This window comes from Pseudomonas sp. TKO26 (assembly GCF_003225665.1).
Taxonomy (GTDB): domain Bacteria; phylum Pseudomonadota; class Gammaproteobacteria; order Pseudomonadales; family Pseudomonadaceae; genus Aquipseudomonas; species Aquipseudomonas saponiphila.
In genome coordinates this window covers 137847-153824 of sequence record NZ_QKLN01000012.1, presented here as the reverse complement: position 1 = coordinate 153824, position 15978 = coordinate 137847, and the positions used below count along the sequence as shown (strand labels likewise).

The window sequence follows — 15978 nt, the reverse complement described above, 5'->3', positions numbered from 1 at the left end:
GACTGCGGCAGCTCGACGCTAGGTGCCCATAAAGCAAATACGCTAGACTGCCGGCCTCTTTTGTTCAGGCCCCCTCGTCATGCCCGCAGAGCATGCTCCCAAGCCCTATACCCTCCTGGCGATCGACGACGACCCGCAGTCGTTGATCGTGCTGTCGAAAACCTTGACCTGCGAATATGAAGTGCTACTGGCCAAGAACAGCGAGCGCGGCCTGGCCCTGGCGCGCAGTGCCAGTCCCGATCTGATCATTCTCGACATCCTGATGCCCGAGATGGATGGCTTCCAGGTGCTCAGCGAGCTCAAGAGCCACCCGGCCACCGCAAGCATTCCGGTGATTTTCCTCACCTCGCGCAGCAGCGTTGAAGACGAACGCCTGGGGCTGCTGCTGGGCGCCGCCGACTACATCGCCAAGCCGATTTCACCGCCGGTGGTCCTGGCCCGGGTGGCCACGCAGCTGGGCTACCGCAACAAGCCCCTGCATGGCCCGCAAGCGGCGGCCGAACCTGGCGCCGGCAGCCACATGCGTGACGGCTTTATCAGTGCATTGACCCTGCAACTGGCCGACAACCCGCAGATTCGCCTCGATGCCCTGCTCGACACCCTGTCGATCCTGTTGCGCCAGAGCCCGAGCCGGCACGCCCCCGCGGCCTTTCGCAGCGCCGCCTGCCTGGCGCTGATGGGCCTCAATCAGCCCCACAGCCGCATCGATCAGGCACTGGGCCAGAGCAGGCTGCTGATCGAAGAGATCCTCGCCCACGCCGAGCCGGAAGACCCGATCCTCAACCTCGCCTGGGAAATCACCCACGCCGACGCCTTGCTCAAGGCCCCCGGGGAGCTGCAAAGCGGCGAACAGTTGCCAGTGTCGGCCTATCTGTTTGCCCTGGTGCTGAACTACCACCTGAGCCTGCTGCAGGCCGGTACAGAGGACCTTCACAGTCGCCATGCCCACGCCATGGCCCAGCTGTACCGCCAGCCCGGGTTCGAGCAATGCATCGACGGCGCGCCGCAGTTGCTGGCGGCGGCCTTGCTCGGTTCGTCACAGAGCTTTTTTGGCCGGTGAACGTACGGTGAGCCTGGCCAATGCCTAACTTCGCGGATCTGGAACTGTTCATTCTGATCGCCGAGCTGCAGGGTTTGTCCCCTGCCGCCCGGGTCATGTCGATCACCCCGGCGGCCGCCAGCCTGGGGCTCAAGCGCCTGGAAAACCGTCTCGGGGTGCGGCTGTTCACCCGCTCCACCCGCACCATGAAGCTCACCCCCGAAGGCGCACGCTACCTGGACAGTGCCCAGCACGCGCTGAAGATCCTGGCCAACGGCAAGCGTTCGTTGCGCCACGATGACGGCATGCTGGAACTCACGGTGTCTTCCGACCTGGGCCGCAACCTGCTGCTGGACATGCTGGCCCGGCTCAAGCAGGAGCGGCCAGGCATGTACATCAAGCTGGCGCTGAGCGACAAGCAGGAAGACCTGCTCAAGGGGCGCTTCGATGCGGCATTGCGCTACGGCCACAACCAGGCGCTGGACCTGGTCGAGCTGCCAGTGCTCAAGCAGCATTGCTTCATCGCCTGCGCCGCACCCGCTTACCTGGCTGAACATGGCCAGCCCGAGTCGCCGCAACAGTTGAGCGAACACGAATGCATCATCTGCCACAGCATCGGCCGCCCGGAGAGTCGCTGGCGTTTCCATGGCGCCGGCAAGGTCGAGGACGTGCCGGTGCAAGGGCACTTTTGCTGTGATGATGGCGATGCCGCACGGCGCTGGGCCGTGGCCGGCCACGGTGTGGTCAACCTGCCGCTGCTGAATGTCGTCGAGGACCTGCTCGCCGGGCGCTTGCTGGCGCTGCTGCCCGGCTGGCAATCGGACCCTGCGCCGCTGAATCTGGTGGTTTCGCACCGCTCGCAGATCACTGCGTCGTTGCGCGCCTTGCACCAATGCCTGGTCGAGCACTGCACTGACCGCATGGCCCGTTATCAGGCGCTGGCCCAGAACACCCGCTAGCCCTGCAAATCCAGCAGCAGCTCCAGGGCCTGCTGGAACTCCAGGCGGTAGATCCGCTCTTGAATCGCCCGCAGCGGGCCGCACGGGCATTGCTCGTACAGCTCATCGATCAGCGCCAGGGCCTGGGCATTATGGCTGCGCAGCAACTTGGCCAGCCGTTCCAGCGCCAACATCTGCTCGGCATCCAGTGGCTGGCCCGGCGCTGCCGGATCCTCGTCCGCCACTAGGGACGCCAGGCCGGCCAGCACCGGCTCCAGGCACTGCGCCAGATGTTCGATCAGCGGCCCCAGGGCTGCTGGAGGCCCGGCCGCCTGTTCCTCCAGCTGCGCGGCGGCTTGCTTGACCGCCGTGGCGCCGATGCTCCCGGCATTGCCCCGCAGGCTGTGGGCCAGAAAACCGATGGCGGCCGCGTCTTGGGCGGCATGGGCCTGCCACAAGCGCTCGATGACCTGCTGCTGGCCGTCACGAAAGTCGGCCAAGAGCTTGCGGTGCAGGGCCAGGTCCTGGTTCACCACCGCCAGCCCCAGCGCGGTGTCGATGCCTTCGCAGGCCGGGGGCAAGAGGCTTGCGCTCGGCAGCGACGGGCTCTGCGCCAGCGGTATGTCCATGGCGCCGATCCAGCGCGCCAGGGTCCGATAGAACGCCGCGACTTCCAGGGGCTTGCTCAGCAGATCGTTCATGCCGGCCGCCAGCGCCCTGCCCTGCACATCGTTCCGGTGACTGGCGGTCACGGCAATGATCGGCAGCGACTGCAAGTGACGGTAGCCACGAATCTGCCGCGTGGTGTCGAAGCCGTCCATGAGCGGCATCTGGCAATCCATCAGCACGGCATCGAAATGCCCCTGCTCCAGCAACAGGCGCAAGGCCTCGGCACCATTCGCCGCCAGCACCACCTGGACCCCGACGCGCTGCAACAGGCCCTGCAACACCTCCCGGTTGAGGTGGTTATCCTCCACCACCAGCAGCCGTTTCCCCGCCAGCCCGCGTGCCGGGGTATTGACCAGGGCCGGCCCCGCAACCTCGCTCATCGCTGGCCCAGCAGGTACTGCGCCGCTTGAGGCGCGCCCTTGCTCAAGCGCTGGCGGCGCCAGCCCCAACTGCACGCTGAACTTGAACGTCGCACCCTGCCCCGGCTGGCTGTCGACCCCGATATCGCCCTGCATCAGTTGCACGATTTTCTTCGAGATGGTCAGCCCCAGGCCGCTGCCGCCGTAACGCCGACTGATGGACCGGTCGGCCTGGACAAAGGCATTGAACAAACGCGCCTGCTGCTCGTCGCTGATGCCGACTCCCGTGTCGCTGACGCTGAAGCACAGCAGGGCCTGTTGATCCCACTGACGCACCAGGCACACGCCGATACAGACATGGCCGGCCGCGGTGAACTTGATCGAGTTGTCCACCAGGTTGGTCAGCACCTGGGCCAGACGCAGTGGATCACCGACATAGCGGCGCGGCAGTGATGCCGGAATATCCAACTGCAGCCGCAGCGCCTTTTCCTCTGCGCGCTGGCGAACCAGCAGCAACACATCGTCCACCAGCTCCCGCAGGTCAAAGTCGGTTTGCTCCAGGCTCAGCTTGCCGGCCTCGATCTTCGACAGATCCAGCACGCCGTTGATGGTGCCCATCAGGTGCTTGGCCGCGCGGTCGATCTTTTCGATGTAGTCGCGCTGCACCGGTTCCAGCGGCAAGTCCAGTGCCAGATGGGCCATGCCGATGATCGCGTTCAGCGGGGTGCGGATTTCATGGGACATGCAGTCGAGAAACTCCGACTTGGCCTGGGTCGCCCGCTCGGCATCGCGTCGCGATTGCTGGACTTGCGCTTCCACCGCCTTGCGCTCGCTGATGTCCTGCAGCACCCCGGTAACCCGTGTCGGCGCGCCACTGGCGTCACGCTGCATGATCTTGCCGATGTCCAGCACCCACAGCCATTGCCCGTCTTTGTTACGCATGCGGTATTCGGCGCGATATTCGCCGACTTCATCGTTCAGGTGCGCCTTGAGCCGGGCCATCACCGGCTCGTAGTCATCCGGGTGCACCAGCGCGGTCCAGCGCTCCAGGCCATGGCCGAAGGCCTGTTCCATCTGCTGTTTGCTGTAGCCGAGGATCTGCAGCCAGACATCGTTGTTGATGACGGTCCCCAGGCGCAGGTTCCAGTCCCACAAGCCCAGGGCCCCGCTTTGCAGGGCCATGTCCAGGCGCTGTTCGCTCTGTTCGATCTGCGCCACGTCACGCTTGTGTCGGCGGGCGTCGGCCAGGCGCCGCAGCCCGCCCCACAGCAACAGCAGGAACACCAGGGCACTCAAGCCCTCGATCAGCAGCACCTGTTCCGCCGGCAACAGTGCATCCAGGTCGCCCAGGGTGATCAGGGTCCAGGGACCGCTCGGGTCATTCCAGTCGAAATCCACCCGAGACAGGCTGTAGCGCCGGCCGTCCAGCCGCACCACCGGCTGCTGGGCATCGAAGGGCAAGCGCTCGGGCACCCCGTTGGCAAAGCGATAGTCGCCGAACTGGCGGCGGATCTCCCCGGTGAAGCGGTTCCAGGGCCAGGCGCGGTCGGACTTGAGGACCAAATCCGCGGAACTGGCGGCCAGCACCACGCCACTGGGGGACAGGATCATCTGCAGGTCGGCGCTGTACGGCTTGCTCAGGCTGGCGTCGAGCCGATCGGCGTCAAACCGCGCCACCAGCACCCCGATCACCTTGTCCTGGCGCGTACGCGACTCGAAGATCGGCACCGCCATGTAGAACATGCGCGTGCCAGTACTGGTGCTGATGGCGCCGTAGACACTGCTGCCGCCATCGAGGGCCACTTTGAAGTAGGGACGGAAGGCCACATTCAGCCCCAGGGGCGTCTGTCCCTGCTGGTCGTAGGCGGCCACCACCACCCCGTCCCGGTTGAGGACAAACGCATGGTTGGCATCCACCACCAGGGACAGGGTCTTGAGAGGCATGGTGGCCCGCTCCATCAGCTCGGCAGAGGGCGCAGGCTCCAGCACGATGCGCTTGAGCCAGGGGTTGTGGCGCCCGAGGATGGACAATGCGCCAATGGCAAAACCGTTGGATTTCCATTGCTCCAGGTCCTCGGCCTGCTCCCGGGCCTGCATCTGGATACTGGCCCGGTAGACCTCTTCGACCTGCACCCGGTAGTAGTTGCCCAGCGCCATCGCGGCGCCGACGGCGACCACCACGCCCAGGGCATAACAGCAGCGCTTGTGACTGTCGAAGAAGTCCAATAACCCGTACAACCGCTCGCCCCTTTACCTTGAATAAAACCTTCCCGCCTCCCCCCTGCCCGGTGCATCGCCAGGCCCTGTCAGGGTTTTGCCAACCGACGTGGAAACTCCGGCGGCAGAAAATCCAGGTCCGGATCGTAGTCGGCCTTGAGGTAATCACCAAGCGCCTTGAGGTCCTGGGGCGACAAGGTTCCCACCGCTTGCTTGAGCCGCAGGGTGTCGAGGATGTAGTCGTAGCGGCTGTTGTTGTACTGGCGCACGGCGTTGTACAGCTGACGCTGCGCCTCCAGCACATCGACGATGTTGCGGGTGCCGACCTGAAAGCCCATCTGCGAGGCCAGCACCGCGCCCTGGTTGGAAATGATCGACTGGCGCCGCGCCTGCACCTGATCGACCGCACTGTTGAGGCCGCGATGCAGGTTGCGGGTCTGCTCCACCACTTGACGGCGCAAGCCGTCGTTGAGGTATTCGCGCTGGTTCATCCGCTGGTGGGCTTCGCGCACCTGGGAGCGGGTCTGGCCGCCGCTGAACAGCGGAATGTTCAACTGCAGCCCGACCGTGCGCTGCTCGACGTTGCCGCCGTAGCCGTTGCCACGGATATCGCTGTTGCCGTAACCCAGGGCGTCGTTGTCACCGATCTGGTAGCGCAGCACCGCGTCCAGGGTCGGCGCGTGCCCGGCCTTGCGCGCGCTCAGGGTCTGCTGCGTCGCCTCCAGGGCGTACTGGCTGGCCTGCAGGCTCAGGTTCTGGCGCACCGCGGTGTCCACCCAGCGTCCGGCGTCATTGGGTTCGGGCAACAGCACCGGCATGTCGTGGCGCAGCCCCTGGATCGCCGGGTACTGCTGATGCGTCAGGGTGTCCAGGGCCTGGAAGGCGTCGTCGGTCTGCTTCTGCGCCACGATGCGGTTGGCCCGCGCGGTGTCGTGCCCGGCCTGGGCCTGGAGCACATCGGTGCGGTCCGACAGGCCCAGTTGCAAGCCGCGCTCGGCCAGTTGCTGCTGGCGCTTGAGCGCCGCCTCTTCGGCCTTGGCCGCCGCCAGGGCGTCCTGGGCCTTGAGCAGGCCGAAATAGGCCTGGGCGCTGTCGAACATGAGTTTTTGCTCAGCCGCGGCCAGCTCCAGCTGGGCCTGCTGGTCTTCGGCTTGCGCCGCCTTGAAGGTGAACCAGCGATCGGCGCGGAATATCGGCTGGTTCAGCACTGCCTGGTAACTGCTGCCACTGCGCCGGGTGTCCTGCCGTGGCTGCTGCAGGGAGGTGCTGGTGGTATTGAGATCGGCGCTGGCGGACAGGCTTGGCAGCAGGCCGGCCCTGGCCTGGGGCACCGCCTCGGCGCGGGCGGCCTGGTCGGCCTGGGCCGCCGCCAGCTCGCTGTTGTTCTGCCGGGCATCCAGGTACACCCGCCACAGGTCGCTGGGCAGCGCCTGGGGCGGCTGTAGTGGCAGATGGGCTGGCGAAGGTTGTGCCGAGTCTTGCCGGTACAAGGTGGCCGCCTGCGCCACCGGCACCACCAGCAGCGGGACGACCAGCAGCCAGCCGGCCAGGGCTCGCTGCCGCGAATTCATGGGTTTGCTCATGGTTGGATCTAACACCGGGAAAGAGGGAACCGCAGGCAGGAGAGGCTTTGCGCCCCTCCTGTGTTGCTCCTGCGTGGTCAGGTCAGTGAAGGCACCAGTACCGCCTGCGCGGCCTGATGGTGTTTGGGCAGTTGTTCGCGAGCGCCGCCGGTGTCAGCGAAGGCCGCCATGGCGCCGCTGAGCTTGGCCAGGCTCGGGCCATCCGCCGCCGAGTCCAAGCCATCCAGCGCCGAGCCCGGAGCGTTCGCCGCCGGTAGCGTCTCGCGCTGGCTCCAGGCCAGCTCGAACACACTGTCCCTGGCCGACCCGCTCGGGCCAAAGCCCTTGAGCAACTGCTCGACGCTGAGCATCGACGAATCGCCTTTGAGCTCGATCAGCAAATGCCCATGGGCGGCCGCCTGGTTGCCCAACACCTGGCGCAGCACCAGAGCGGTGCCATTGCGGGTGTCGGTGAGCTGCACGTCCTCGCCCCGACGGCTGACGAGGAGCTGCTTGCCATCGGCCACCGGCAGGATCACCCGGTCCAGGGCCAGGCCCGGATCGTCGTTGTCGATGACCACCGTGCGGTAATGCGCCCACATCGCCGGAGTGAGGCGATAGGTGTCATCCCCGGCGCCGCCGTGCAGCACCACGCTGTCGACTCCGGCAAGCAACGGCGGCGCCAGATCATCCTGACGAGCATTGCCGCTGGCGCCTTGAAGCAACAGCGAGGAACCGATGCGCTCGACGTTGGCGTAATGGCCCAGCTGCAGTGCCTTGCCGTTCTTGACCTGATACAGCGCCTGCTCGGTCGGGCTATAGACATAGGCCGAGTGCGGCATTCCGGCAGCGACGCCGATAAAGCGCAGGTCGCTGCCGGCAATGCCGTTGCTGGCGAACATCTGCCCACTGGCGATATCGAACCAGCCGCGGCTGGCGCCGTCCTGCAAGGTCAACACGCCTTTGGCGCCCCACTGTCCGGCCAGCGTCGCCAGGGCCTGGGGCAGATTGCCCAGATGTGCCTGCTGCCAACCCTTGTCCACGGCCACCAGTTGCACATCGCCGTTGTTGCTGCGCAGCAGCACTTCGCCCTGCACGGTGGTCAGGCGCAACCCGGCATCGACCTGGACCGCCGAGCGCAGTTGCAGCTTGGGCATCCAGTCAATGGCGGCCGGCAATTGGGCCGAGGCCTCAAGCACCTCATCCTTGCCAAACGCGGCCGCCAGCGCTGGCAACGTCAGCGGCGGCTGCAGATAGAGCTTGCCGCTCTCGGGCTCGAACAGCCGGGCACTGCCGCTGGCGCTGTCGAAGCCGAGAAACTGCAGTGGCTTGTCTTGCAGCGCCGCCGACGCCACCACCACCTGGGCGTTGTGGTACCACACTGGCAGCGCACGCTTGCCGTCGGCGGCCTTGACCCCGAATACCGCCAGGGTGGCGTTGCTGCCGGCGACCTCGGCGAGGTCCTTCCACCAGCTGCCGCGGCCCTTGAGCCAATGCTCGTTGACCGCCTCATAGCTCAGGCGCCCGCTCGCCTCGATCCGCGCCATGCGCCCGTCCTGGGTCACGGCCAGCAGATGGCCGTTGAGATTGAGCACATTGGCCAGGGGCGGCGTGGTCAGGCGCAAGGCGCTTGGCTGGCCGGCATCGAGCACCGCCTGCCCCGGCCCTTCCTGGCGGAACAGCACCTGCTGCGCCTTGCTGTAGAAATAGAACACTTCCTGGCCAGCGGGCTGCGCCTGGCTGCCGGCCAGCACCAGGTCCGCCGGAATCTTCCAGGCACTTTGCACCTGCCCCGCTCCATCGGCACTCGGCGCCTGCCCGGCCGGTGGCGCCAGGTTCGGCTTGATCACCACACCGTCGCGGCTGCGCACCCAGTAGCGGTGCGGCACTTTGGCGTTATCCAGGCCAAACACGGTGATCAGCTCGGCCAGCGTCGGCGCAAGCTGTGGTGCGCCCAGGCTGTACACCGGGGTGCCGCGCTCGGTGGTCTGCGTCTCATAGCCCTTGAGCAGGGTCTTGAGCGTGTCGCCATGCTGGCCGGTGCGCGCCGACAGTTGCAGCAGCGACTCATCGCCGACCACGCCCACCAGCTCCATGCGGTCGCCGAGGATGCGGAAGCTCAGTTCGGCTTCCCGTTCCTTGAGCTGATAACGACGGGCCAGGTACACCGCATCGCCCTCTTGCCAGAGCCGGCTGATCTGGCCCGCGCTCTGGTTGAACGGCGGAACGAACTGCGCATCGACCCGGCCAGTGGCGATCTCGACCCGCCACGCGGCGGCGTTCTGCGCATCGACGAAGTAGGCATGCTCGCCGATGACCGCGCCCAGTTGGGCGTTGCCGGCCTGTTTGACGTCGGTGTCGGTGAACAGCATGCGGTCCTTGGCGACGTCATAGTAGGCCCGGCCGACATTGCGCCCGCCGTGCTTGTAGTTCTCCACCAGCACGTATTGACCGTGCAACTGATGGGCCTGGGCCAGCTCCTTGAGGTGCTGTTCGATGCGCTGCCCGGGCACTTGCCATTGGCTGGCGTCTTCCTTGACCACGTCAGTGGTCTGGCCGGCAAAATCGACTGCCCGCACTTCGCCCTTGGCGTTGACCAGCAGCACCTGCTCGCTCTGGGCCGGATCGAGCTTGACCTTGACCCCACCCACCAGCAAATGGTCCTTGGCCACGCTGATGCTGTCGCTCTCCAGTTGGCTGCTGTCGATGATCCAGCGCGAAGGCGGGCTGCCGGCCTGGTTGCCGAGCCTGACCTCGGTGCCTTCGTTGAGGCCGATCAGGTATTGGCCACCGGCGCCCTGGATGTCGTAGCGCAGGTAGCCGTACAGCTCCTTGGGCAGCTGCGGCACCACCAATTGCCGGTTGCTCCTGTCCAGCAGCACCTGCACCGGTGTCTCGACGTACTCCTGGTGAATCCTGCGGATCGTCTCCTCGCTGGGGAAGATGTAGAAGTCGTAGTCGAAGCGCCGGTCCTGCTCAAGCCTGCGAATCACGTCAAAGCCGGTGTCATGCCGGGTGGTGGCCCCCGGCAGGATCATGTACTCGTAGCTGATGTAGGACTTGGGCGTGCCCGGCAGGATCACCGTCCGGCTGTCGCCGTGGTCGAGTTTCGGCGGCGGGTTGCCGTGGCCAATGCCGCTGCGCACTTCGATCGCCTGGTCGCGGTCGTGGATCATCCGCGGAAAGTCGCCGACCCAGAAGAAATAGTTGATCGCCCCGGAACCGGTGGAACCGTGGTGGGTGCGGTAGATGTACTGGCTGTCGAAAGCGACTTCGCTTGAGCGCAGGTCGAGGCGCTTGACCACCGCCCCAGGCAGCGGCACCAGCACCTGCTGCTTCTCGTCGTAACGGTAGCCGTTGCCTTGGTAGGCCTTGTCCAGGGTGTCGAAGTAGCGTCCCACCGCCTTGGCGTCTTCGGCCACCGCGCCAAAGGCCTGGGCCAGTGCCGTGAAGCCGACCGCCAGGCCGCCGAGGATCACCCCCGCGCCGCCCAGCACCGCCGCGGTGGTCGAGGCCCCGACCAGGCCGGCACCGATACCCGCCGCGCCGCTGACGAAGCTCGCCGAGTCGAACGCCAGTTGGGTACCGAATACGGCTTTTTGCACATCATTCTCGGCATGGGCCAGCTCGTAGGCATCCAGGCCGACCATGGCCCCGCCAAACAGCACGCCCGCGCCTTCGTTGACCGTGTGGCCCAGGGTCGAGGCAAAGTCCTTGAGCGAGGACTCGGCGGCCAGCGCCTCGCCGCGCAACGCGGTTTGCACCAGTTGGGTGACCTTGGCCACATCTTGCAAGGTGCCATGGCCGATCTGCGCCAGGCCCAGGTAGCTATGGATCTTCAGGGCGGTGGCCAGGTCCGGCGACACCACGCCCTGGGCGGCGTCCTTGCGGTTCTTGTCGGCCAGCCACTGGATCAGGGTCTGCACCGCAAAGCCCGCGTTCAGGCCGTCCACATGCGCCGCTTCGCTGACCCCGGCGCGGGGCCGGATCTGCCCGTGTTCCAGGGTGAAGTGCTCGCCGAGCACGCTCATGTGCTCATCGACGAAACGGCGGAATTCGACAAAGGTGCCGTCGTCGGTGCTCAGCCAGCGGGTCTGCTCCGGCTGCTCACGGTTGATGAACTGCACCCGATAGCCGCCCTCCGGCCGCGTCTCGGTGTTGGCGATGATCGGTATCCACTGGCTGCCCAGCTGCTGCTCCCGGGCCAGCCGGGTGCTGGCAACGTCGAAGCGCGCGCCCCATTGCTCGGCGTCGAAGGTGGTCAGCGCCGCGCCCAGGCGCAGGTCCTGGCTGATGCGCTGCTGGGCCCCCACCGCCTGCTCCACCTGGCGGCGTTGACCGATGACCCCGGCCAACTCCTCGGGACGGGACAGATCGGCGACATTCAGCCCGCTGCCCAGCGGCACCTCGGCCATCTTTTGGGTGTCGATCTCGACCAGGTTGAAGGCCGGCTGCGACTGGCTGCCGAAGGAGCCGTAGTGCGCCGCCAGTTTTCGGCGCACCAGGTGCTGCTCCATGGCCTTGGCCAGGCCCTTGCTGGAATCGAAGGCGAAGATCCCCACATTCGGGTCGTAGAAGTAGTAGCGACGGCCGTCGGAACCCTGGGTGCTGCCCACCAGCATCGAGTGGTTCTGGGTATTGAGGGCAAACATCGAGTCGCTGCTGCCGCTAGCCAGCCGCGCCACCACCTCGGGCAAGCGCAACTGCCCCAGCGCTGTGGAGGCCTGGACCGCATCGACATTGGAGTGCAGGCGGATCAGGCTGTTCTTGAGCAGGGTCGAGCTGCCGGCCTGGGGATCGGCCGAGGCCAGGAACAGCTTCTGCACCAGGCTGTTGGCCCCTGCCTCGCCGCCGTTGGCCAGGGCCACGGCCATGGCCCTGACCAGCGGGTAGCAGCGCCCGCCCGAGCGATCCCCCACCAGCGACAGGTAGAAATCCTGGGGCGCCAACTGACTGAAGACACTGCCGGCGCTGCGAAAGTCTTCACTCAAGGTCGCGGTCTGGCGCAGCACCTTGTCGATGTATTCGGCCTGGCTGGTTTCGCTGATGCGGGCACTCAGGGCGCCACGCTGCCCGGGGGTGAGCTGGCCATCGAGAAACAGCCGCTTCATCTCCAGGGCCGACTGCTTGCCGTCCAGGCCGGGGATCTTGATCTCGCGAAAATCCCGCACGCCGTCACTGAATGCCGTGCCCCGGGCCCCGCGCTGATAGGCCTCGGCAATGGCGTAGCGCTCGCCGACGCTGGTGCCGCGCTCCTCGCCGCCAGCCTGGATCGCCGTGTCGTCGGTGCGCACCACCGCAGCGCTGCCCTGCTGGGCCTGGATCTGTTGCCAGAGCCAGGTCTTTTCCACCGACGCGGCCTCGCGCAATACCGGTTCGTACTGCGCCCGGTAGAAGTCCTGGGTGAGGTTGAGCTGCTTGATCTGCTGGTCGATCAGGCGCTTGTCGCCCGCCCCGCGCCGCTGCTCCTGGAGCTGATAGCGCTGGTCGCTGAGCTGTTGGATGTCGGCGCTGACCTTGGCCTGGAGCGCTTCGCGCAGCCGGTTCCAGGCGGCAATGGCCGGATGCTCGGCAGAGAAGTCGCCGCCGCTGTAGACGCCATCGGCCACGCCTTCGCTGGACACGCCGAACTGGCTCGCCACTTTCTTCAGGTTCTGGTGCACCTGTTCGCGGTACTCGGCGAACTGGCTGCGGTTGCGTTCCTGCACCTGGCTGTCGGCGGTCTGGATGGCCAGCGGCTCTGCCCCCTCACGCAACTTCGGCCAGACCATCTGCCCTTCGCGCTGGTACTCCTGGCGCTGGAACACCAGTTGCCACTGGCCGTCGACGAATTGCATGTACGCCGCGGCCAGGCCCTCGGCGGTGCCGGCCACCTGGTAGTCCTTGTAGTCGACCGCCATCACCACGTTGTCGTACAACAGCGAGCTGTTGACCCGACCGTCGTGATAGACCCGGTAGGTATTGGCGTCCAGGCTGGTGACCACCAGCGAGCAGCCCGACAAGGTGCCGGTAAACAGGAAACTGCCCGCGCGCGCCTGCTTGGGAATGTCCACGTAGGCCGGTGCGGCGTTGGCCTGGTTCGGCCCGTTATAGCCGAGGAAATACGCCGGTACGCTGTCCAGGCTCCCGGAGCCCACGGAGTTGGCACTGCGCTCGGTGTATTCGAGCTCATACAGCTTCGGCGCGACTTTGACCAACTGCACTTCGCCCTGGGCCGGCAGGCGCCCGGCCTTGACCAGGGCCTCGGCACTGAGGGTGTGGGTCTGGGCGAACTGCACCGGGTCGGCGGCAAACTGCTGAATGTCGGCACTGCCCTGGCGCGGCTCGAGGCCGCTGCCGAGCTCTGCCAGTCCGCTCTTGAGTTGCCGGTCCCTGGCGGCCTGCCCCAAAAGCGCGGGCAGCGGCCCCAGGTCGGTGAAGCGCGGCGGATGGAATTCCTCGCTCGGCGCCAGGCCCTGATTGACGATGGGCAAGACCCGGGCCATCACCGCGTCGTACAGCTCGCCGTGCAAGGCCTCCTGGCGCCCTTGGGCACGGTAGCGGTCGAAGGTCTGCAGCAGGTCCTGGCCGATGCTGTCCGGCCCCTGGGGCTCATAGCGAGCGGCGACATACAGGGTTTCGAAGAACGAGTGATAGCCGTTGCGGATCATGAAGGCCGCGTTGGCCATCTGGAACTGCCAATACTGCTTGACGCTCGGCGTGCTACCGAACAACTCCGGCAAGGCGTTGCTGACGGTCTGGGTGGTTCCGGAAATCCCTCCCACGAACGGGGTGTCCAAATCGTTCATGTAGCGCGTGGCTTCATTGTCCGGATCGGCGCGGAACTGGTTGTAGCTGCGGTACTTGTCGTCCTGGATCAGCCACGCTGTATCGCTCTGGGCCTGTTCCGGGTGGGTATTGAGGATCAGGTAGGGGTCGGGCTGATTCAGCCGGTTGTTGATCATGACCTTGTCGGCGCCGGTTTTCGGCGTCAGCGCGGCATGGGCATTGACCGGCGTCGCGGCCTTGGAAAAGCTGTCGGCGACGGGGCGCAAGGCATGGAACAACGCCTGTTTGCGCAGGCTGCGGCCCTGGTCGCCGGACAACAGCGCCTCGACCGTCGGGCGCCAGGCGCCATCGCTCGGTGCCAGGCCCTGGGGGCCGCTCAGCAACAGGTTGAGCAGTTTGCTGTCCAGGCCGCGCTCCACTGCCAGCTGATCGAAGACATGCACCTTCGGGTTGCCTGGGTGCTGCCCGGCATTGGCGCTGGCCACGCGCTGCGTCTCCACCTCGATCGCCTGGGCACGCCAGTGTTCGTACAACGGTGCCAGCAGCAACTTGGCCTGGGCGATGTCGCTTTGCAGATAGCCGCCCTGCAGGACCTTGCCCAGGGCCTGGTTGCGCACCAGGTTCTGCCCCAGGCCGAACAGCAGCTCATCGTTGTCGTGGCTCTGCCAGACCGACGCGGCGAAGGCCTGTTCCCACAGCACCTTGTTCAGGTTGTTGCCCTTGATGTCCCGCAGGCTCGGGCGGCTGTGTTGCGCCTGCAGCACCCCGGCCGGGGTGATGTGGTTGCGTTCGAGCAGGCGCGTCAGCTGTTGCACGAAGGTGGCGCGCTCGCTGCTGCCCGGGAACAGGCGGCTGGCCTTGAAGCCTTCGCCACGCAATTGCTCCAGGCGCTCGAAAAACGCCGCGTTGTATTGGTACAGGGCCTTGGTCTGGGCCTTGCTCAGGTGACTGCTGCTGACCTTGTCGCCCTCGACGCTCATCAGGGCAAACGGCGTCGCCGCACGGTAAGCGTCGCCCTGGGGCATTTCCAGCAGGTACTGGTGCTCGGCAAAGCCGACCGAGCGCTCCAGCTCGTGAATATTGACGAACAGGCCGTCGCGATCCGGGTGGTAGCTGTTGTGCCGATAGTCTTCCAGGGCCAGGGTCTGGAAGCTCGCGAGGTCCGCGTTCTGGTTGATCAGCTCGCTCAAGGCGCTGGCCAGGGGCACTTCGCGGGGCACGCTGGTGCCGGGCGACTGCCCGGACACCTGGATCCCGACCTGGTTGGGCACCTTGCGATCGACACTGGTCAACAGCAGCTTGTGGCCGTTGCTCAGCAGCTGGGCCTTGAAGCCCTCGCGCAGGGAGCTTTCCGACACCAGGTGGTTGGCGAAGTACTGCTCGACGAAGGCGGTCTTGACCAGCACCGAGCGGATCGGCGTATAGGTCGGCGAGCGCATGGACGGCGGCTCGCTCTTGAGCCGGTACTGTTGCTGCCAGGCCAGGGAACGGGCCGCGGTGCCAAAGGAAAAATTCAGCACGCCGTCGGTGGGCACCACCAGCCGGCCGTGTTCCAGGTACAAGTCCTTGAAGCGGCCATCGGTGCTGGCATTGACCAGCGCCACGTTCATGCGGATGTAGCCCGGGCGCTCTTCCATCATCAAGAGCGAAAGGTTGACCGGCAGCTCGTCGGAAGCCCGAGGCGGCTGGGCCAGTGCCTCCAGGCTCGCGGCCTGCTGCGGAGGCGCAGCCTTGAGCAAGGCGTTGTAGCGGCTACTCACCTCCTTGTAGGCCTGCAGCTCGGAGAACAGGGTCACGTAGGCCTGACTGAAGCTGGTGTCGGCAACCTGCACGCTCAGAAGCTTCTCCAGGCGATTGATCCGGCCCTTGAGCTCTTTCTGCTTGGTCGGCGCATCGGCGTGCAGGACCTCGGCCTTGACGCCGCCGGGGCTGAGCAACCGCAGGGCCTTGTTCCAGGTGCTCTCGTAGTGGCTGAGGGCCGTGAGCTGGCGGCTGTACAGCAGGATGTCGCGGTCCAGTTGCTGCTTGTAGGCATGGGTGGCCGGAGTGTCGGCGATGGCGTCCATCTGTTTGCGGCGTTGTTGCAGCACCTGCAACTGATCGCCCACCGAAACCGGGTTGTCCTGCATCTGGTAGTGCTGGGCGGCCAGCACGCTCAGGGTGCTCTGCTGCATTTCCAGCAGGCGCTCGCCGACCTGGCCGATGTACTCGGCACGCTCGTCGGGGCTCATATTGAACCATTCGGTTTGCCGCCCTGCCGTCTTGATCTGTTGGTCGATCAGGGAATTGAGCAGGCGCGTGAAGTCCTTGGACATGAAAGCCATTGCAATGATCCTTTGTCTGTTTTGAGCCGGGCCCTGCGCGTCGCGCAAGGCTGGCTATGGGTATGGAGATGCGGGGTGGGGAGACATGACGGGTGGCTGAGT

General features: G+C 66.0%; 5 protein-coding genes. 2 read left to right on the top strand and 3 right to left on the bottom strand.

Annotation, left to right across the window (positions count from 1 at the left end):
- Positions 1–79: 79 nt before the first annotated feature.
- Complete coding sequence (locus tag DNK59_RS18570) at positions 80–1060, top strand: two-component system response regulator (RefSeq protein ID WP_110725485.1); 981 nt, start codon at positions 80–82, stop codon at positions 1058–1060.
- 20 nt (positions 1061–1080) lie between these two features.
- Positions 1081–1998, top strand: a complete 918-nt coding sequence (locus tag DNK59_RS18565) for a LysR family transcriptional regulator (RefSeq protein ID WP_110725484.1) — start codon at positions 1081–1083, stop codon at positions 1996–1998.
- Here DNK59_RS18565 and DNK59_RS18560 read toward each other — a convergent pair.
- The 3 genes from DNK59_RS18560 to DNK59_RS18550 form a co-directional block, all read right to left on the bottom strand.
- Positions 1995–5231: an ATP-binding protein gene (locus DNK59_RS18560; RefSeq protein ID WP_110725483.1), complete on the bottom strand. Its 3237-nt coding sequence runs from the start codon at positions 5229–5231 to the stop codon at positions 1995–1997. The two genes, DNK59_RS18565 and DNK59_RS18560, sit on opposite strands and share 4 nt — an antisense overlap.
- Before the next feature lie 80 nt (positions 5232–5311).
- The gene (locus DNK59_RS18555) at positions 5312–6805 is read right to left on the bottom strand and encodes a TolC family outer membrane protein (protein WP_110725482.1); all 1494 of its coding nucleotides are present in this window, start codon (positions 6803–6805) and stop codon (positions 5312–5314) included.
- A 77-nt stretch (positions 6806–6882) separates the two neighbouring features.
- On the bottom strand, positions 6883–15876 hold the full coding sequence (locus DNK59_RS18550) for a TcdA/TcdB pore-forming domain-containing protein (RefSeq protein ID WP_110725481.1): 8994 nt from the start codon (positions 15874–15876) through the stop codon (positions 6883–6885).
- Positions 15877–15978: the final 102 nt, after the last annotated feature.

What these genes read in the sequence shown, in the direction of transcription:
- DNK59_RS18570 (WP_110725485.1), top strand. Translation starts at nt 80, where the DNA reads ATGCCCGCAGAGCATGCTCCCAAGCCCTATACCCTCCTGGCGATCGAC.
- DNK59_RS18565 (WP_110725484.1), top strand. Translation starts at nt 1,081, where the DNA reads ATGCCTAACTTCGCGGATCTGGAACTGTTCATTCTGATCGCCGAGCTG.
- DNK59_RS18555 (WP_110725482.1), bottom strand. Translation starts at nt 6,805, where the DNA reads ATGAGCAAACCCATGAATTCGCGGCAGCGAGCCCTGGCCGGCTGGCTG.
- DNK59_RS18550 (WP_110725481.1), bottom strand. Translation starts at nt 15,876, where the DNA reads ATGGCTTTCATGTCCAAGGACTTCACGCGCCTGCTCAATTCCCTGATC.